The following is a 19,479-nucleotide window of genomic DNA, read 5'->3' as shown; positions in this document are numbered from 1 at the left end:
TGTAACCTTGAGGCGACAATGTGGTCTCATTTCATTTCAATCCACACTCCCAATAAAGGGAGTGACAATAGTCGATGAAACTGACGAGGACGGTAACCGAATTTCAATCCACACTCCCAATAAAGGGAGTGACTTATCTATTGGATCAGTTTGAGGAGGCAGAAAAAATTTCAATCCACACTCCCAATAAAGGGAGTGACCTTTAATCGGATTTAACTTTCCGCGCTTTACAAGTATTTCAATCCACACTCCCAATAAAGGGAGTGACTTCGACTTTGCTTTATCTAACTTAACTGATACTTATTTCAATCCACACTCCCAATAAAGGGAGTGACGGGTCCTTGTTATATTCAGCACCTATAACCACAGATTTCAATCCACACTCCCAATAAAGGGAGTGACTTCGACTTTGCTTTATCTAACTTAACTGATACTTATTTCAATCCACACTCCCAATAAAGGGAGTGACGGGTCCTTGTTATATTCAGCACCTATAACCACAGATTTCAATCCACACTCCCAATAAAGGGAGTGACTCGTCAGCCTTACTCATGCCATCTTTTAATGAGTTATTTCAATCCACACTCCCAATAAAGGGAGTGACTCGTCAGCCTTACTCATGCCATCTTTTAATGAGTTATTTCAATCCACACTCCCAATAAAGGGAGTGACAAGCAATTGTGAGCCTGGTAAAGTATTTAAAAAAATTTCAATCCACACTCCCAATAAAGGGAGTGACGTGTTGCTGTGAGTGCAGAGGATAATCCGCAGATATTTCAATCCACACTCCCAATAAAGGGAGTGACCCTATGTTCCACCTAAACAAGAAGTTAAGTCAGATATTTCAATCCACACTCCCAATAAAGGGAGTGACTTTTACCGTTACAATCATGCTCGCGCCATCAGGAGATTTCAATCCACACTCCCAATAAAGGGAGTGACAATTTAGGAGGAGATTTATATGAAAATCAATTGATTTCAATCCACACTCCCAATAAAGGGAGTGACACGTGATTTTTCCGTTAGTAAAAACGGATTTGGAATTTCAATCCACACTCCCAATAAAGGGAGTGACATCATCTAAAACTAATAACCATTTTTACATATGGATTTCAATCCACACTCCCAATAAAGGGAGTGACGCCCTGATATCGTCATTTTCTTTTAATGTTCGAGTATTTCAATCCACACTCCAATAAAGGGAGTGACCAAAACAAGTTTCTTGATGGGTACAAGGATTATCATTTCAATCCACACTCCCAATAAAGGGAGTGACATGGTCTTAGTTATTGGTTGACAATGCGATTATTATTTCAATCCACACTCCCAATAAAGGGAGTGACTTTAACTATCTTGACATGAAACCTAGTCCAGAAATTTCAATCCACACTCCCAATAAAGGGAGTGACTATTTGATCGCTTGTTGTGTTGTTTGCACTTTCAATTTCAATCCACACTCCCAATAAAGGGAGTGACTTGTTTTCTTCATTTGTTTTTCCATTTTAACCATATTTCAATCCACACTCCCAATAAAGGGAGTGACAGCTGTATTAGTTGATCGTAAAGAAAAAGATGATATTTCAATCCACACTCCCAATAAAGGGAGTGACGTTTAAGAAAAATGATTATGGCGTTGTTATCTCATTTCAATCCACACTCCCAATAAAGGGAGTGACAGAGGGGATATTGATTTTGACCTAAAACCATTCTATTTCAATCCACACTCCCAATAAAGGGAGTGACGATCACTCATTTGTGATACAGTATGAACAGCTAGTATTTCAATCCACACTCCCAATAAAGGGAGTGACATTTTACCACAGTAGCAATTTATGACAACGAAGAAATTTCAATCCACACTCCCAATAAAGGGAGTGACGCAATTTACGCAAAATACTCTTTCAGGATTTCCATTTCAATCCACACTCCCAATAAAGGGAGTGACTTTGGATTTCGTGTTCGAGTTCTTTTATTAATTTATTTCAATCCACACTCCCAATAAAGGGAGTGACCATGATTCGATATTGCGTAAACTTAATTCAGTTATTTCAATCCACACTCCCAATAAAGGGAGTGACTAGTTATATTATTTGGTGCTGTTGTATCTGGTGATTTCAATCCACACTCCCAATAAAGGGAGTGACCTGCAAACAACATTGATACAAGATCGCCATTAGGTGATTTCAATCCACACTCCCAATAAAGGGAGTGACATAAGGATATTGACGATATGAAGGCGCAATTAGCATTTCAATCCACACTCCCAATAAAGGGAGTGACTTTAGCTAAGCCATTGTCTCTATTAATGACAGTTCTAATTTCAATCCACACTCCCAATAAAGGGAGTGACTATATTGATTTTATTAAAGAAAGGTGGTTAAACATATTTCAATCCACACTCCCAATAAAGGGAGTGACCATCACTTCGCTTTAATGTATCTTTCAACGTTGGAATTTCAATCCACACTCCCAATAAAGGGAGTGACTTGCTTTAGGTGTGCGAAAGATTATTCTAGGCAAAATTTCAATCCACACTCCCAATAAAGGGAGTGACGCCAAATGATGTACAAATGCAAGGTATGTCTAGAAAAATTTCAATCCACACTCCCAATAAAGGGAGTGACACGGATAAAACGGCACAAGATATATTAACGGAGATTTCAATCCACACTCCCAATAAAGGGAGTGACTTGAAATTGGTTGCATGTATTATCCTCCTAAATCCATTTCAATCCACACTCCCAATAAAGGGAGTGACGTTGAAAACGATAACTACTTCGTCATGATCAATATTTCAATCCACACTCCCAATAAAGGGAGTGACGGGGAATCGTTTCTGGTGCTTTTAATGGTGTGAATTTCAATCCACACTCCCAATAAAGGGAGTGACGGCAATGGATGAGTTACTAGCGTTTGATTTGACATTTCAATCCACACTCCCAATAAAGGGAGTGACTTTTAAAAATTTAAAGCCACCCCTTATTACAAATATTTCAATCCACACTCCCAATAAAGGGAGTGACAGTAAGGACAGCGATATACGGTAAGGATGTCAGAATTTCAATCCACACTCCCAATAAAGGGAGTGACGCAGACGTAACCACCTTATCGTTAAAGTTCCATTCATTTCAATCCACACTCCCAATAAAGGGAGTGACGGAAATATGGTCTGGTTTGGTTTCTTTCTGGCAAATTTCAATCCACACTCCCAATAAAGGGAGTGACCAATCTCCATAGGTGAATTGGCGACTATTTCAGATTTCAATCCACACTCCCAATAAAGGGAGTGACCCTAACGTTGGTGACTTCCCTTCATCGTCAACCGTATTTCAATCCACACTCCCAATAAAGGGAGTGACGATGTGCGCGACTTGTTAAGGAGGTTTGAGTGTATTTCAATCCACACTCCCAATAAAGGGAGTGACACGGATAAGAAAGGAGAGTGACGCACACATGCCATTTCAATCCACACTCCCAATAAAGGGAGTGACTTGAATCGCTATGGCAAAGATGCAACTTATTTCCTTATTTCAATCCACACTCCCAATAAAGGGAGTGACTGATATCCGTGTAATTTCCACATCTCCCCTTTTTATTTCAATCCACACTCCCAATAAAGGGAGTGACTGCGAGATATAGTAAAAAAAATATCATCTCACCTATATATTGTGTTATGCTACATTTTTATTATCTAGATTAACTTGATTTTATAAAAATCCTATAACAAATAATAATAATTTTGCGCGAACCCCCCTGGGATTTTATGAGCGCTTAAGGTTCGCGCATTAAAAAATAAGAGGTTTATCCACTTCTAAAGAAGGCTTGGCACCAATATGTTTCACTTTACTATCATGATTGTTTCCTAAACGATAAAATCGAAGACTGTCCTTGTCTGGATCAATAAGTTTCAAAAGATCCAGCTCTAATTGCCGCATTTGTGCACTATCAACAATACACTCAAAGACAGAGTTTTGAACACGTACACCATACTGCTCACACTTTTTTGCAACTTTACGTAAACGTTTCGCTCCACTTGTACTTGAAGTTTGCACATCGTAAGTTACAAGTACTAACATCCTTCACACCTACCTTATTAAGAGTGGCGGATATCCATCAAGGTCGCCACGAATATATCTTGCAAGTAATAAAGCCTGCACATGAGGTATAAGCCCCCATTGAATCTTCTCCTTTAAATATGGATGTGTGATTTTCTCCTGTTTCGCTTCTTGCCAAAGCTGTAAGAAAGTACGACGTGCATCATCTTTTAATAGCACCGCATTATTTTCTTTCACAATAAAGTCATTGGCTTGAATTTGTTTTCGATTTATAAGCTTTAGTACAAAACGCTCTGCGACAATTGGACGCAGTTCTTCCATAACATCTAGAGCGAGTGACATTCTGCCAGGGCGGTCGCGATGTAAAAATCCAACATATGCATCCAAACCAACCCCTTCTAACGCAGCAGCTACTTCTGATGCTAATAACGAATATGCAAATGACAAAAGTGCGTTCACACGGTCTTTTGGAGGTCTTCGATTACGTGTTTGGAACAAGAAATCATTCGTTTGTTGTAAAATACAATTGTTAAACACACTAAAATACGCACTAGCCGCATTACCTTCTATCCCTCTAAGTTCATCTAAACTTTCACAATCTAAAGCAGATTGACGAGAGTTTTTTAACTGAGTAATCGTATTCTCTAACACATCTACATTCACACGTAGGGCGTGGTCACGAATCGTTCTCTTAAGCAATTGTTCACAATTATAAATCTTTCCTATCACCATATGTTTTGCAATCGTTGCGCATTGATCTTCACAATCCGATATACGGTATTGTATTTTTCGTAATGAGACATTACCATTAGTCATGCCTATTACGCGCCCACGTAGCCTTCCACTACTAGTAAAGAAAGTCACACTAATATTTTGTTCCATACATGTTGCCATTAATGCAGGACTTGCACCTTGATGTCCAAAAGTACAAATTCCTTCTATATTATGCAATGGAACGCGAGCGACCGACTCTCCTTCTTGCAAAATATTTAAATTCTGGCCTTTTAGCGCCAAATACGTATCGGGTTGCGAGATATAAACAACATTTAATAACTGTTTCATTGTTCTAACAACCTATTCATATAAGTCGATACTGTCTCGCGATCCAGCAACTCTGGCAAACATTTATGTTGTAAGGAACAACTTTTACAATGTTTACCTGTCTTTACACGAGGTGTATATCGCCTTGTATAATAATGATGCATTTCTTTCGTTATTGTTTTAACTTTTTGCTTTAATTCATTAGTAATCGAGACAACCTGGCGACGCTTTACCTCATGATAAAACATTGCCGCTTCATTAATCGTAATATGCAGCATCTCTTCCAAGCACATGGTTTGGGCGGTGAGTTGTAAAAGATCAGCTTCATGGGTTTTCGGTTTACCGCGCTTATATTCAATTGGCTTCGCTAAATAAAGACCATCCTCGCCAAATAAAGATACACCATTTTTATCTTCTATAAACTCTACCATATCACAAATACCACTAATACCTAGAATGGAAGAATGTACAGGCAACGCTCGTACATAAAGGGTGTTACCTCGTTTTTCCCGTATAGACGTATTATCTACCCTTTCATGCAACGCATGCCCTTCAACTGTTAAAATATTTTCTTCCCACGCCTGTTCAATATGAATAAGTGCCCACTGCCGACGGCAAAATACAAAATGCTGGATGCCAGACAATAATAAATAATCTTCTTCCTTATAGTCCGTCATATTCCTCAACCGCAAGTCCTTCTAAAGGAGCTACAGTAATTTCATAGTTTTTGATAGATAAAGGAAATTCTTGCTTTACTTTTTCAACTTTAACTGACCGATGAACCTTAGCGGATGAGTATTGTCCTAATTTACTATTATGCTCCCACCAAAATAGTTTATTTACTTCCATACTTCCGTCTGGACGGGCTGATGATGAATCATTCGCAAACAATGTGCGAAGCGTTTCCTTTAACTTTTCCGCATCTTCTTTTGTAAATCCTGTACGTTCTGCCAGTTGAGGATTAATACTTCCATAAAAGACATAGACACCAAAGTCTACACGGTGCTTCATTCCCATCGTATCCGATGTTTTTTGACTTGGATCTTTTGCATTTGTTGTAGCGTTTACACTTTTCGTAATTTGCATGCTTGTTACATCAACAGGATCAATACTTGTTGCTGTGTGAATAGAAACAGGACCACGAATGCCTAAGCTCAATTTATCCCCTTTAAAGGCAAAAACTTGTCCAAAGGCTCGCACATCATACCAAGTGTCACATGCAATTTTTTCAGCTGCTTGCACATCCCCTTTTGCGTTTTTTAAAATTTTTTCGAGTTCGGGTACAGAAGCAACACGATCTCGCACACTACGAAATCCATCAGTACGGTTTTCATCTGATTGAACTAATATTGTCTGTTCTTCATCTTGCAAGCGATTACGTAACTTACGTTTAATAGCCACATCGGAAACTTCTCCGTGACCATTAAAATCTTGACGTGGACGATTTCCATTTAAAGGATCGCCATTTGGATTCGCCTTATTTACTGTAAATACCACTGCAAAGTCAATTTTATTCGTTAATATTGTCATTCTGTTTTTCCTCCTTTTTCGTATACATATCTTGAACTTGACTACTATAACCTAGTAAAAACACAGGTCCCAGTGGAGCATCTGTCATTTGCTCCGTTGTTAAACGGGATTCAAGCGCTTGAAGCAACTTGGCATACCGTGTAGCATGGACGCCTATTCGCTCAAAGTATGGTGTTAACTGTTTTCGTATCACAAACCATGTCCGTGCTGGGTGCTGTGAAAAAGCATTAAAATATCGCGTTGCATTCGTTGCACGGTCTTCACTCCGCTCTCGAAGAATATTGCGTTCCATTACTTCAGCAACACCAAGTAAACGGCCAAACAAATAGTCACGCGAATTATTTTCTTCTTGTAATGCCAATGTATATCCCTCACTTTCATATTGTTTATTAATTAAGGCACAAGCTATGTTTAATGTACCTTCCCATGATTCCTTTAATTGTTTAAAGCTATATGGATTTTTTACCCGATTAAAAATTAGTCCCACGATGTCTTTAGGCAATGGTTTTTCTTCAACAATACAAGGCAGTAAACGCGAGTACAATTCTTTCTTTATTCGTGCATCGGCTCTGCTACCGTAGACCGCTTCTACGATCCGATAGGTTGAAGGTGTTCCAACAAAACGACGCGTTTTCTTCGTTTCTTTATCAAAATCCTCCTGCAACCAACGGCATGTCGTATGCCAACGTGTAAGTGCATCAATATATAAATCAGGATGAAACTGTTGATAATACACAATTGCTAAACGTCCTGATGTAGCTGCATCTACCGCCATTACAATAATGTTTTTTAGATTCGCTTCCTTAAACGTATGCTTAAAGCCTTGCATCGCCTTTGTAATTTCATTAGCTGTCACTTCTTCTGTTAATACCTTCGTTTCTGCTTTAGCGTGTACATCAGCATTTAAAAAGCCCAACCCATCTGAAAATGGCTCTGGTACTTCAACTTTCTCGATTCCAAACGCTACAAAATACCGACTATCCACATATGTTCCTTGACGCTGAATTAACCACCGCAAGGCATGATGTGACTTTTGCGAAACCTCGTAGCCAATTTGAACTGCCTCTGTTGATTCACCAAATCGCCCACGAAACGTAAACCCTGTATCATCATTTGCTGAAATTAATTTTGATAAATCCCCCGCATTTCGTATTCGTGAACCATGCTGCGTTGTTAATATTTCATCTTTATTTGCCGTTACATAACATACACCTCGACTTGCAGCAACCGTTTCATCGAAGTAAGAGATATAACTGTTAAATAGACTTTTATTTTCCCACACTGGTTCCGCATTAGGTTGAATTACCGTAAAACGAACAAACGCTCCAAAAACATCGCCAGTAACTACTTTATAAATCTCAGGTTTATCATCACCCGTCCATTTAGGAATAACTTTTCCTTCATGATTAACAGGCAATATCTTTTCTTCTATTAAATCTGCGATGACCTTTTCTTTCGAAATATACGCATAAATTGCTCGTACTTCTTCTATAGCACTAGGATGATCTGCCCATGCTTTCATTTGCTCTCGATACTTCGGAAAGTAATCCGCACGTTTTTCTTCTCCACCAAACCTTATATAGTCACCTGCCACATAAAAAAGCTTGTCATGTAAATAATGTGGTCGAATAGCACTACCTGCTCGATTCGCAGAATCCAGCGTCATCGGCACAATCGTCCGTTCATTATCAAGCATTTTTGCACTCAAGAACTCACCATCAGGTGAAAGGTTTATTTGGATTTGTGCACTTTGCATCATATGGGCAACAGGTAGAAGGGTTATACGCTGGTTGCGACGTTCTTCAAATGTGCCTACACGATGGCGATTATGTTCATATACTGCGCTTAATTGTTGCATCCAGCTCATTTACTTCTCCTCCCCAAACATTTCGATATATTCGTCCTCTACTGCTTTAAAGTTTTCTCCAGCTTTAAATTCTTTCGCTTTTCCTTTCTTAATCGTACGGACGATGTCACACACTTCCGGACGAATAAACGTGATGATGCCATTTTGCATGGTTGGTACCCAAATACGTGCTTGCCAGTCTTGAGATGTACTTTCATCTGGGTACGTAAACCCGTGAAACATCGGTCCAAAATTGATTTCACCATAATTATCATAAAACCCTTTTCCTTCACCAAATGTACACGCTTCGACGTAACCTTGGCATTCACGAGTTCCTAAGTAAATATCTCGACGACCACCACACTTTACAGCACGTTTTGCGATATTATGATGTTTATTTTCGTTCCGGTCAAACGCTAAATCAGGTCGCTGTTCATTAAACTCAAAATGTGCGCGCACTTGATAACATGGTTGACGTAAATAGGTATAGTACGCTAAATCATTAGCAGCATCTTGATATTTTGCGGGACGCATGCCTTTAACCTCTGTCTGGATTGCTGTCATGACACGCACTTCATCGATAATCCATGTAATCGTTGGCTTCCAATAAATCGATTCTACAATCCCTTTTAATGCTTCATACGTTGGAATTTGATATGTGAATTTCTCGCCTCCAATACGTGTTACGGGGTCTGTAAATAAAGCGTATTTACCATAAACAACAAATTCAATTTGATTTCGCAATCTATTCACCTCCTTAAAAATGATACTGTGATTGCGTTCCCTCACCATCGATAGACAGCCCATACATTTCGTTATACCCGGCCTCATGCACAACGAACAATGCATCTTGGTAAAGTGATTGAAGTAATCCTTGTTGAACTAATTTTTGTAACTCATATTGATATACATTGATCGAATACTGCTGTGCTTCCTTTAAAAGCTCATTTAATCGATGCAATGGAACGTCTTCATTTAATTCAGCAATAATCTCTCTCCCCCTATCTTTATACGGGACAAGGATAGACTTTGTCTGAGAAGATATTGCTTCAAAATATTGTTCTAATGTTTTGAAACTCGATATAGAACGTGTTTGAACATTATTTTTTACATTAGCATCAATCAGCTCGATAAGTTCATGATCTAACCCCTTTGGATTACGCAAAATTTCACGAGCAGCTTGATTATCAAATTCCTTGAAAAATGATGCAATTGCAAGTGGACTGAGTAAGTCATTCGCGAGGTGTGGTTGAGATAAAATATGATTTTGCATGACTTCAGCACCAATTCGAATCTCAGGTAAATGTTTTAAATTCTCATTTGCTGCTTTAATGATATATACATCGCCTTTATTACGTTCAGCATGACGATTACAACGGCCTGCTGCTTGTGCAATAGAATCAAGGCCAGCCAATGATCGGACAACCGTTTCAAAACTAATATCAACACCAGCTTCAATTAGCTGTGTACTAATGCAGATGATTCGCTCATTTCCTAATCTCAAGCGAATTTCAGCTAATATTTCCTTTCGATGTGCAGGACACATCGAGGTGCTCAAATGATAAGTCGTGGCAATGTCACGCCCTTGTAATTCTTCAAATAGCTGACGCACAGCTGTTTTTGTGTTTAAAATAATTAGCACGGATTGGCTTTCCATCATAATCTGCTCTACTTCATCTGCTATACGTCCTGCATCCCACCCATCTTTAGAAACAAGATTGTGGAGTTCCACACGCTCAAATGCTTTAACAACATTTGATAGATCAGGAACCATTTCAGCGTTATCCTTTAGCGTAATCGCATATTTCATCTCTCCTACTGTTGGCTGAGTAGCTGTACATAATAAAATACTGCTATTCCCAATATGATGTAAAAAGTTAACTGCTGTATTAAACAAAGAAAAATGATGATATGGAACAGACTGTACTTCATCAAACACGATGATCGCATTCGCTAAATTATGTAAACGACGAGTTTTACGGGTTCCTTTTTGAAAGAAAGCATCGAGAAATTGCACCATCGTTGTAAATATAATCGGATAATCCCAATTATCTCGTCCTAGCTGCATCTTTTTTTGAAGTGGTTTCCCATAGTAATCTTCATCCTGATCCCTGTCATCTATTACATTAGAATGGTGCTCTAAAACAGATTTTTCATCATTAATAATTTCACGTACCGCCTGTGCATTTTGCTCTAAAATTGTGGTATAAGGTACAACATAAATAATGCGTTCTTTTTTATAAAGCGCTGCATGCTTTAACGCATAACGCAAACTCGCAAATGTTTTACCACCGCCAGTCGGAATAGATAGCGTATAAATATCAGATGCATCGCCGGCGATTAAGTCGCAATTTTCAGATATTCTGGAACGTAATAGATTAATAGATTCGGTACTCTTTTTCCATTTGTCAACGGTTTTCATCATTGTTTTATAACGGGCTTGAAAAGAAAAATCCATTGAAAGTGGTGTTGTATCATTTTCTTCAAACCGACGCGTATCTGTACGATCTGCATCTAGCAATATACTTAAAACTAGCTTTTGTGTGTAGTTTATATAGACATAAGGGTTAGCTAGAGGTTTAACTTTTTGAATAAATACACCGAACTCATCAACAGCTTCTTGAAACAATCTTTGTACACGTTCACGATTACCTTCAACCGCTTCAAAATTTCTTTTGACTTCGTCATAATAAGGCAAATCTTTTTCAACAACACGGCGAATATAATCCGATGTACTTAAATCTATCTGAACAAAATTTTGTATTCCAGAATGATGTGATAATATCGCCATCCCAACAATTTCAACAACAAACTTATCCAAGTCATTTCCTTTATAAAAGCAATCATATATATACTTTGCCCCTGCAGTAGAATGGTCGATTTTTTTTGCGGCAATTTGTCGGTGCAACACAGCATTCTCTATGTATGTTGTAAACGCATCGGTATACTTTCCCATATCATGTAGGAATCCGGCTAATTCACCATGTGCACCAAGGCCAATGGATGCACCATACTTGCGTCCTAATCTAGAAACACCTTCTAAATGATCCTGAACAGACTGTCTTATTAAATCGTTTTCACGTATATGGGCTACAAACATTGTTTCACCTCCTGGATAAAGAAGCAAATCATTATCTTACCTTCTATCAATATCCATTCATTATAGAATAAATATAATTAAATTCCCTATTTTACTTGCCAAAAATATTAAATCTAACTCATACATGGTCCAAACATCGAAAGTAAAATAGAAATTTAATTTAAATAGATATGACATTCATTTCCATTATACGACATCCAACTTCTTTTATCACCAAAAATTATAAAAATATCCAAAATATGTAGACGGTATTATTGTTTTCGACAAAAGATACGATCTAAATAGATTCATATGGCTTTTTCAGATCTATTTTAAAAAATATATTTGGCATATTTTATTTACTATCTTCACATACATATTATGATTTTTGTTATTTATTTTTACATTTTATCGGTTTTTGTAACGATCTAGTTTTATTTTCCGAATTTCAATTATTCTATTAACCTTCTTAGCGCTGTTGGTGTACCTTTATTTTTTAAATAAAAAATTTGATTCTAAAAGCCACTTTCGGAAAATAGTGAAATTGTTATTTTTATTTTATTTTTGGAAAGTGATAACTGTTATTATTTTAATACCTAAATTAGGTGTTTCAAATTATGGATTTCTTGATTTTATTAATTTATTTTTTATTAATTCATTTCCTGGAATACCTTTAAATCATTTTTAGTTTTTATATGCTCTATTAGCCTTTTATATTATAATGCCTGTATTTATTCATTTGTTTAAAACGAACATGAAAATAGTTTATTATATTCTAGCTATATTGTTATTTTTCTCATTTGGTATCAATCTACTTTCATACGTATACGACATCCTTAAAATTAAATTTGCTTTAAGTTCTTTAAATATAAAGTATCTAACAGAATTCAACCCTTTTGGTGATTATTCATTTGCTATTTTTTATTTTGTTTTTGGTGGAATAATTGGATCCAAACGAAATCTTTATAAAGAAACAAATAAAAAAATATTATTTGTTATTTTTTTATAGTTGGATCCTATTGATTTTAAGAGGTGTGATTTTTACTAATGTTAGTAATCAACTATTTACTGGTGTTTTCGGACTACTAAAAGACCTAAAAATAAATAACCAGTTTCTTTCTTTTATGATTACAAAAATATCTACCAATACCTTAGGAATATACTTTATCCATTGGATACTTGGATATGTTCTGATTGATCTAATATATGGAATAATAACTCATGAACAACTATGGGGTAATATTATTAAAACAATTATAATTATATCTGCTTCATTAGCTATTTCTTTTGTAATCAAAAAAACACCTTACATGAAAAAATTACTTGAATTTTAAGTTAGTATCCGCCGGCAGAACCGGCGGTTTTAATTTCGCCCTATAAGGGAACTCCCCCCTAAAGTGGTCCTGAAATGGCACGTCAACCGTCTATTCCCCTACTTATCTTTAAATGATTCCACATGTTCTCTACTATATTTTTTTGTTTCTTTTCATTTAAGCCAACCGTATTTCCATAAATGTCTTTTGTCCAAAACGAACAATTACTATGATAGTATTGTAAATTTAAAAACTATAAACCAACTGATGACAACTTAGTATTTCATCAACATAATGATAGATGGTTGAGAACAAATGTTGTACGTGACTATTTTAAAGTTAATTGTAAAAGAGCAAATTGATGTGAACCCCTAGAGTTAGACCAAAAAATCTAACTCTAGGGGTGTTTTAGTATTGCAAAGTATGACTTGGCTTTTAAGCTAGCGGTGGTACAAGCTTATTTAGCAGGAGAAGGAGGTTATCCGACAATCGCTAAAAAGTATAGCATTCCTTCTGACAGTACCGTAGTAAAGTGGGTTAAAGTGTATAAACATTTAGGTGAATCCGGATTAAAACGTAGGGGTACAAATAAGACTTATTCTGTTCAATTCAAGTTGAATGCTTTAGACTATAAGTATTGAATGCCAATTTAGTAATTTGGTGTGTTAGTTCTAGGTCAGGAGCACCGTTTTCATCAACAATTTCGAAGCCAATCATTAATCCAGCGCCACGCACGTCTCCGATGAACGGATGATTTTTCTGTAGTTTCTGTAAATAGGAAACTATATATTCTCCTGTGTTTTTAATATTATCCAAAAACTCAGGTTGACTTATAATATCTAAAGTTTTTAGTGCGGCTGCAGAAGCTAATACGTTAGATCCATATGTGAAGGAATGATGATGGCCCTCCAAATTAGCATATTCCTCTCTTGCTGCTATCGCAGCAATTTGAAAGCCTGATCCACCCAATCCCTTTGCGATTGTCATGATATCTGGTTCGACACCAAAGTAATCCGCAGCGAACATTTCACCTGTTCGACCTACACCAGTTTGGATCTCGTCAAAGATTAAGGCAAAATTTCTTTCGTCTGCTAGTTTTCTTAGTTTCCTAAAATACTCGGGTGGCGGGATAATGTTATCACCGTTACCTAAAATAGGTTCTAAAATCATACAAGCTATATCTCCGCTACTACCATAATCAATAAACTCATTTATTCTTGAAACACAAAGAGTCTCACATGAATCAGGAGTTTGATTATAAAAACATCTATAACAGTATGCTGGAGGTACATGTGTTATCCCTGATTGAAGTAGGTTTGGAAACTTTTGACGCCTGAAAGATAAACCAGAAGCGTTCATTGTATAAATTGTTTGTCCTACATGTGATCGAAACAGAGATAACACACCAGCTTTACCATGATAGTTCTGAGCCATCTTTATAGCACCTTCGTTTGCTGTTGATCCCCCAGATACTTTGAGGTGGATCTTAGTTAAACTTTTGGGTGTTACTTCAATCAACTTTTCAACTAATTTCGCAACAGGCTCAGTCATGTAAGTAGATGTAACGTGAACAAGACCATTTAATTGTCCCTGGACAGCTTCTATTACTTCTGGATGGCTGTATCCTAAACTTAAATTGAAAGTTGCCGCTGCGCAGTCAATATACTCTTTTCCGGTAGAGTCATATAAATAAATCCCCTCTCCTCTTTCCATCACAATATCTTCTGTCGGATTATAGAAGTATTCATTTAAATGTAGCAATTCCTCATTTACTTCTTTCATTTCCATTTTAATAGGCATTTGTTTATCTCCTTTGAACTAATTCATAGTATTACGACCGATACCACCGCAAGAATATTAGAACATAACATTATTATTTATAATTTATTTCAGAGTGGATGCTTTCTTTACCGCGCAAAAAATCTATTAAATTTTGATTTTTATAACCATTTAATACCCAACAATTCATTTGTGCGTTATATAGAAATTCACTTAGTGTTTCATCAACTGAAGTTTCACTTGATAAGCTATTCACACTAACTTTAGGAATTAATTTGGCTGTTGGAGATTTTTTAGGGTCAGAGTCATAAATTCCATCGACATCTGTTAAAATAATAAATTTGTTAGCTTCTAAAAGGGATGAAAAATATGCACCCATCGAGTCAGATGAAATGCTCCAACTCTTTTCAAATGGATCTAATAAGAAGATTAAAGTTGAAGGTAGTAACACTGGAATTTTACCTCTGTCCAAAATCTCTTTGATACCTGCAAAATTATCGGTCGTTTCAAATACATCTAAATTAAAGTTAGCAAACAATAATCCAGTTTGATCTTGTGCTCTAGCACAGGCTTGATGATGAGTCATTTCATTTAATAGAAACTGTTTATCTACACTTTCGATATAATTATCGATTGGACCGCCACCAGGAAAAATGACCAATCTAAATTCTTTTGCCACTTCAGAAAGTGACTGAGCTAAATTCTTCGCTAGGTCTATATCACTTATTAAACTGCCTCCTAGCTTTATAACGTAATCAATTTCTAAGTCCACAAAATTCTTGGTTTTTCTAAGTCTCATGAATTAACTCCTCCAAACAGTAAGTTTATTGGTTTTGTTACGCCACTTTGGAGAGTAAGCATTTCCCACTCAGTTAAGAACGGTCCCCAACTATATTTCTTTTGTTCATACTCTTCATAAATATTTATTTCATGGTAAAACGGCAGTAAAACTAGTTTCTTTAGCAACAAAAATAAATCGTGTTCGTCTTCGATGTTGCTTATGAATTCTTTTTGGTGCATCAAGAGCTCCTTATATGTTTCACTAATTACTAATCTGTCACTATTACCTTTAAATTGTTTAAGTTGAAAGTTATATTCTTCAACGAATAACTTTGCCAACGATTCATGGTATTCACTCTGCTCTTCCTGAGTAAATAAATATAGAATTCTTCTCTTCACTCTAGAAAGCGTGGCATAAAAATCCAGTAAGTTGGAATGTCCGTTATTCTCATCTAATAATGATAGATTTGGTCTTAATCTAGACTCCTCTATTTCAATAGGTGTGAAAAATATATTAATTTCTTCTTTACATCTATCATGGTTGTCGGGAGTATGTATTAGATTAATAAATCTATTTTCCGCTCCAAATTTCCCCCTAATACTATCGGTTGAACAAACGGTTGGGTCTGACTTCCCTTTAATTGCTGTTATATATTCACTTAGATCCGTACTGGAATGTTCATTATGTAAAAGAACTGCAATACTTCGCCCCAATGAAAATAGTTTTTCCACTAACCACCAATTAGGTGACATTTTTTTGATTTGCTCTTGATAAAGCCGCTCTAACTGCCGTAAGTTTATATTCAAGTATTTGAGCTTCACAGCACATATACCATGTTCCTCTTCCAAAAAATTTAATATAGGATAAACTAATTTCTGTTCAACTGCGTCAGGAGAAAATACAATAAATGTGTAATTATCTTTCAAACTAATCACCCTCACTTCTAAATTCAGTTACATACTTTCGTACAAATTGCCAAGATTCTCTTGTATTCCGCGCACTAAAGATATTTTCCATTTCACCAAAGCTCACTCTACTGTTTCTCATAGTCTCGGTGATTTCATAAATATAAGCCCAGGAATGCTTTCTTGAACTGTAATCGCTTTCAAATTTTAACGTTGTAAAATAGATCACATCTGCTGGTGAGATTCCCATATACTTCATATCTTTCAAATAGTATTTACATGGGATAAAATTGTTCTTTCCATATGTTTGTTCTTTCTCTATAATTTCCGTAATTACTTCTATTTCTGAGTAGAATACGATGGTCTTGTTGTCTTTTATAAATAAATTCGTTTTGCTGAAAGTGTTTTCAATATAATCGCCCTCAAATGTAATTACATGTTGTTTGTAAAACGACTTCTCTTTCTCATGCCTTTCGTCATTAATTTTTATAAGATGACCACTTTCATCTAAAAAACCATATTTATAACCTAAATTGTTTAATGCAGCATTAATTTTCTCGCTATCCAATCGATCAATAAACAGATCTATATCTTTCATTACTCTTAAACCAGACTTAGAATAAAAATTAAAATTAGCAACAAAGCCTCTGTATACAATTAAATCAAGTTCTTCTTTGGAGAGTTTTTCAAGATCCTTTTTGAGAATTGAATTTCTTAGCATTGTCACCTTATTCAAGAACAATAATGTGTCAAATTGACTCCCCTCTAACCTTTTAGATAAGAACAGAAATATTGTTTTATCTTCTATCAAGAAATTTAATATCTTATGGTGCACTAAGTTATCTAATAAGAAATTAAAACCTTTTTTTTCTAGAATTATTTCAATATCGTCAATAACTTTTTGCTGATTATTCAAGTACAAATTTGAACTTATCTTAAAAAAGATGTCGAAGATCCTCACCCCTAACTAAATAGTAAAAGACATTGAATTCAAGGTGTTTATACACCTCTAAGCATACTTTAACATTTGAAAAACAACTTATGATCATTGCTAAAAGGAAACTTTTTTTAGTTTTTATTTCAAAATCATTTCTCAAACTATTATTTTTATTCTTATACAAATAAATTGTGGTAATAGAATTAAAATAGGTATTAGATATATTTTTTACAGGTTTAAATAAAGTATTCCATTGCTTAATATCAATTTAATTTTCATTATGGAATATATTTTCATTATAGCATATATTTTCTATATTGTGGAATTTTTTGGATATAGAGGGGGTGGAATATTTAAAAAATATTTGAGTCTACTATTAATTGCATCATTTTTCGTGGTATTCCCAAATAATACGGGAGCAGAAGAACTGATTAAAGTTGGAGAAGTAGGGAATGATTTAGATGTAGTTTTTCCAACAGCGATAGTTGACCCAGGTGTAGGAGGGTGGTGCTGGGATTACTGTAAATTCGAAACCTCCAAGAAATCTCTGAGAACAGAAAGACTAAAAATAATCGATGGAAAAGGCACCCTATATGTTAAAGCAAATCAGTATGATGTGGTTGCTGAAATTCGATTTGTATATGGTTTAGGTCTTGATACTACCGTTCATAGAATTGTAGTAAAATCAGGGCAATCAGTCCTTGTTCTTGACTCAACTGACTACCTTCAATCTTATTTGAGTTAAAAGCCATCTCCACTTGGATAATGGTACATTCACATTAATCAGCGAAAATCCTACATATCCTCCTAGAAAATACGATCCAAATACAGATCAGAATATTCGCATTGTCGGTAAACTAAAAAAAGCAATTACAAGTTTTTAATTTTTAGGGGGGTGGAATACGAATGGCAACTTTTAGAAAACTTAAAACTGGAAAATGGCAAGCGTGAGTCTCAATAGTTAGTGTGCAAAAAGGTATTGGTACTTTCAAAACAAAAAAAGAAGCTCAATTAAAGGCTGCCGAAATTGAGAATAAAGTTTACTATAATAAAACTATCACTGATAGAAACATACGTTTTCAAGAAGTAGTGGACAGTTGGTTTGATCAAAAAGAAAGGACAGTAATAGATTCTACACTAGAACAATTAGAAGTTATTAAAAGATTACACATTGAACCGTATTTTGCACAAAAAAGAGTTTTTAATATAAATAGAACCGATGTGATTGAGTGGGTAAATTCTTATGAAGGAAATGAAAACTACACTTATGGAACACGATTAAAGCATATGGCTGTGTTAAGAGATATATTTTACCATGCTATGTACCACATGGAGGTACTTGAAAGAAACCCTGCTTCAAGAGTCAATTTTGCTCGTCCTGATGAGTTTAGAAATGTAAAAAGAGATGTAAAATATTATAGTTTAAATGAGTTAAACAAACTATTAAAATACTTACGAGAGCATAAACCACAAAGGTATTCGGAATACAAACCTTATTATGCACTCGTTTTCTTTTTATCTCGAACTGGACTACGAATCAGCGAAGCACTTGCTCTTAGGTAGAGTGATATTCAGTATAATCGCTTAAACATATCTAAACAGACTAGTAGAGATAATAATAACAATGTCGATCTAACGTCTCTAAAGACACCTGCAAGTTATAGAAACATCGAGATTGATGAAGATACACTCGAAATGCTGCAATGGTTCAGAAAGACTCAAAATGACTGTATTCAGAAATACAAAAAAATTGTCAGACACCAGGACGTCCTTATTTTTAAAACCTATAACGGTAATTACATGACTCCATCAACTGTAAGAGAAATGTTAAAAAAATATTGTATAGATGCAGGCGTTGAATACAAAGGTACACACGCTTTTAGACATACACATGCAGTCTTATCTCTTGAAGGCGGAGTAGACCTCTTATTTGTCAGTAAAAGACTAGGTCATGGAACAATTCAAACCACTGCTGACACCTACTTAGACATCACACCAATCTATGAATCGCATGAGTTAGAAAAAATGACAAAATATTTAAATTCAGTAGAAGAAAATGAAGAAGAAAAAGAGGAGGAAACGGATGAATAGGGCTTGTCAAATAAAGTGTGTAAGTTCTAATTTACTCAAGATACTTTAACACTCTATCTTTTAGTTCATCTTGAAGAAGAAGTTGGTTCATAACCATTGCCCAGTTCTGGATATGGCCACTT

General features: G+C 35.7%; 17 protein-coding genes and 2 CRISPR repeat arrays (1 of these 19 only partly in view). Of the genes, 6 read left to right on the top strand and 11 right to left on the bottom strand.

The genetic code is table 11. From position 1 onward, the window contains the following. Positions 1-1,142: a CRISPR direct-repeat array (repeat unit 33 nt; unit sequence ATTTCAATCCACACTCCCAATAAAGGGAGTGAC); it reaches 1,240 nt to the left of the window's first position. A 100-nt stretch (positions 1,143-1,242) separates the two neighbouring features. Further along, a CRISPR array of direct repeats spans positions 1,243-3,627; the repeat unit is 33 nt; unit sequence ATTTCAATCCACACTCCCAATAAAGGGAGTGAC. 158 nt (positions 3,628-3,785) lie between these two features. Genes cas2 through cas3 form a run of 7 tightly spaced genes read right to left on the bottom strand, consistent with a single transcriptional unit; the run spans position 3,786 to position 11,572 of the window. After that, positions 3,786-4,076 carry a CRISPR-associated endonuclease Cas2 gene (gene cas2 / locus QBK89_RS13900; RefSeq protein ID WP_284141659.1) on the bottom strand — a complete coding sequence of 97 codons (291 nt, stop codon included), beginning with the start codon at positions 4,074-4,076 and terminating at the stop codon, positions 3,786-3,788. Between the two features lie 9 nt (positions 4,077-4,085). Beyond that, entirely contained in the window at positions 4,086-5,117 is a 1,032-nt protein-coding gene (gene cas1c / locus QBK89_RS13895; RefSeq protein ID WP_284141658.1) for a type I-C CRISPR-associated endonuclease Cas1c, read from the bottom strand. After that, positions 5,114-5,773: a CRISPR-associated protein Cas4 gene (gene cas4 / locus QBK89_RS13890; protein WP_284141674.1), complete on the bottom strand. Its 660-nt coding sequence runs from the start codon at positions 5,771-5,773 to the stop codon at positions 5,114-5,116. The genes cas1c and cas4 overlap by 4 nt, the downstream gene beginning before the upstream one ends. After that, entirely contained in the window at positions 5,760-6,626 is an 867-nt protein-coding gene (cas7c, locus tag QBK89_RS13885; RefSeq protein ID WP_284141657.1) for a type I-C CRISPR-associated protein Cas7/Csd2, read from the bottom strand. The genes cas4 and cas7c overlap by 14 nt, the downstream gene beginning before the upstream one ends. Beyond that, a complete protein-coding gene (gene cas8c, locus QBK89_RS13880) occupies positions 6,607-8,493 on the bottom strand; it encodes a type I-C CRISPR-associated protein Cas8c/Csd1 (RefSeq protein ID WP_284141656.1) in 1,887 nt (628 codons plus the stop codon). Before cas8c ends, cas7c begins: the two co-directional genes overlap by 20 nt. Beyond that, positions 8,494-9,216, bottom strand: coding sequence for a type I-C CRISPR-associated protein Cas5c (cas5c, locus tag QBK89_RS13875; RefSeq protein ID WP_284141655.1), 723 nt, complete (start codon positions 9,214-9,216; stop codon positions 8,494-8,496). Positions 9,217-9,229: 13 nt separating this feature from the next. Then, entirely contained in the window at positions 9,230-11,572 is a 2,343-nt protein-coding gene (gene cas3, locus QBK89_RS13870) for a CRISPR-associated helicase Cas3' (protein WP_284141654.1), read from the bottom strand. Between the two features lie 923 nt (positions 11,573-12,495). On the opposite strand from cas3, the gene QBK89_RS13865 reads away from it, so the two are divergent. Beyond that, positions 12,496-12,885, top strand: a complete 390-nt coding sequence (locus QBK89_RS13865) for a hypothetical protein (RefSeq protein ID WP_284141653.1) — start codon at positions 12,496-12,498, stop codon at positions 12,883-12,885. A gap of 425 nt (positions 12,886-13,310) precedes the next feature. Then, positions 13,311-13,505: a helix-turn-helix domain-containing protein gene (locus tag QBK89_RS15140; protein ID WP_481937839.1), complete on the top strand. Its 195-nt coding sequence runs from the start codon at positions 13,311-13,313 to the stop codon at positions 13,503-13,505. Here the strand turns inward: QBK89_RS15140 and QBK89_RS13860 are convergent. The 4 genes from QBK89_RS13860 to QBK89_RS13845 all read right to left on the bottom strand — a co-directional run bounded on the left by QBK89_RS13860 (position 13,474) and on the right by QBK89_RS13845 (position 17,245). Next, a complete protein-coding gene (locus tag QBK89_RS13860) occupies positions 13,474-14,646 on the bottom strand; it encodes an aspartate aminotransferase family protein (RefSeq protein ID WP_349774636.1) in 1,173 nt (390 codons plus the stop codon). The genes QBK89_RS15140 and QBK89_RS13860 overlap by 32 nt on opposite strands. Before the next feature lie 91 nt (positions 14,647-14,737). After that, positions 14,738-15,442, bottom strand: a complete 705-nt coding sequence (locus tag QBK89_RS13855; RefSeq protein ID WP_284141651.1) for an amino acid kinase family protein — start codon at positions 15,440-15,442, stop codon at positions 14,738-14,740. Next, entirely contained in the window at positions 15,439-16,350 is a 912-nt protein-coding gene (locus QBK89_RS13850; RefSeq protein WP_284141650.1) for a nucleoside-diphosphate kinase, read from the bottom strand. Before QBK89_RS13850 ends, QBK89_RS13855 begins: the two co-directional genes overlap by 4 nt. A gap of 1 nt (position 16,351) precedes the next feature. After that, positions 16,352-17,245 (bottom strand): nucleotidyltransferase family protein, encoded by an 894-nt coding sequence (locus QBK89_RS13845; protein ID WP_284141649.1) that lies wholly within the window; start codon positions 17,243-17,245, stop codon positions 16,352-16,354. Positions 17,246-17,519: 274 nt separating this feature from the next. Between QBK89_RS13845 and QBK89_RS13840 the strand changes: the two genes are divergently transcribed. The 4 genes from QBK89_RS13840 to QBK89_RS13830 all read left to right on the top strand — a co-directional run bounded on the left by QBK89_RS13840 (position 17,520) and on the right by QBK89_RS13830 (position 19,357). Next, a complete protein-coding gene (locus QBK89_RS13840) occupies positions 17,520-18,011 on the top strand; it encodes a hypothetical protein (protein ID WP_284141648.1) in 492 nt (163 codons plus the stop codon). 13 nt (positions 18,012-18,024) lie between these two features. Beyond that, positions 18,025-18,150, top strand: a complete 126-nt coding sequence (locus QBK89_RS15135; RefSeq protein WP_481937838.1) for a S24 family peptidase — start codon at positions 18,025-18,027, stop codon at positions 18,148-18,150. Between the two features lie 82 nt (positions 18,151-18,232). After that, positions 18,233-18,829: a tyrosine-type recombinase/integrase gene (locus tag QBK89_RS13835; protein WP_284141647.1), complete on the top strand. Its 597-nt coding sequence runs from the start codon at positions 18,233-18,235 to the stop codon at positions 18,827-18,829. 6 nt (positions 18,830-18,835) lie between these two features. Then, positions 18,836-19,357, top strand: a complete 522-nt coding sequence (locus QBK89_RS13830) for a tyrosine-type recombinase/integrase (protein ID WP_349774635.1) — start codon at positions 18,836-18,838, stop codon at positions 19,355-19,357. Positions 19,358-19,479: the final 122 nt, after the last annotated feature.

The sequence above is a fragment of the Virgibacillus sp. LDC-1 genome (genome assembly GCF_030137545.1).
GTDB lineage: Bacteria > Bacillota > Bacilli > Bacillales > Amphibacillaceae > LDC-1.
The sequence above is the reverse complement of the archived record's forward strand: the minus strand, read 5'-3'. Positions and strand labels throughout refer to the sequence as shown.

Bases quoted from the DNA above. Each gene is read 5' to 3' on its own strand.
- cas2 (WP_284141659.1), bottom strand. From the start codon at position 4,076: ATGTTAGTACTTGTAACTTACGATGTGCAAACTTCAAGTACAAGTGGA.
- cas1c (WP_284141658.1), bottom strand. From the start codon at position 5,117: ATGAAACAGTTATTAAATGTTGTTTATATCTCGCAACCCGATACGTAT.
- cas4 (WP_284141674.1), bottom strand. From the start codon at position 5,773: ATGACGGACTATAAGGAAGAAGATTATTTATTATTGTCTGGCATCCAG.
- cas7c (WP_284141657.1), bottom strand. From the start codon at position 6,626: ATGACAATATTAACGAATAAAATTGACTTTGCAGTGGTATTTACAGTA.
- cas8c (WP_284141656.1), bottom strand. From the start codon at position 8,493: ATGAGCTGGATGCAACAATTAAGCGCAGTATATGAACATAATCGCCAT.
- cas3 (WP_284141654.1), bottom strand. From the start codon at position 11,572: ATGTTTGTAGCCCATATACGTGAAAACGATTTAATAAGACAGTCTGTT.
- QBK89_RS13860 (WP_349774636.1), bottom strand. From the start codon at position 14,646: ATGAAAGAAGTAAATGAGGAATTGCTACATTTAAATGAATACTTCTAT.
- QBK89_RS13855 (WP_284141651.1), bottom strand. From the start codon at position 15,442: ATGAGACTTAGAAAAACCAAGAATTTTGTGGACTTAGAAATTGATTAC.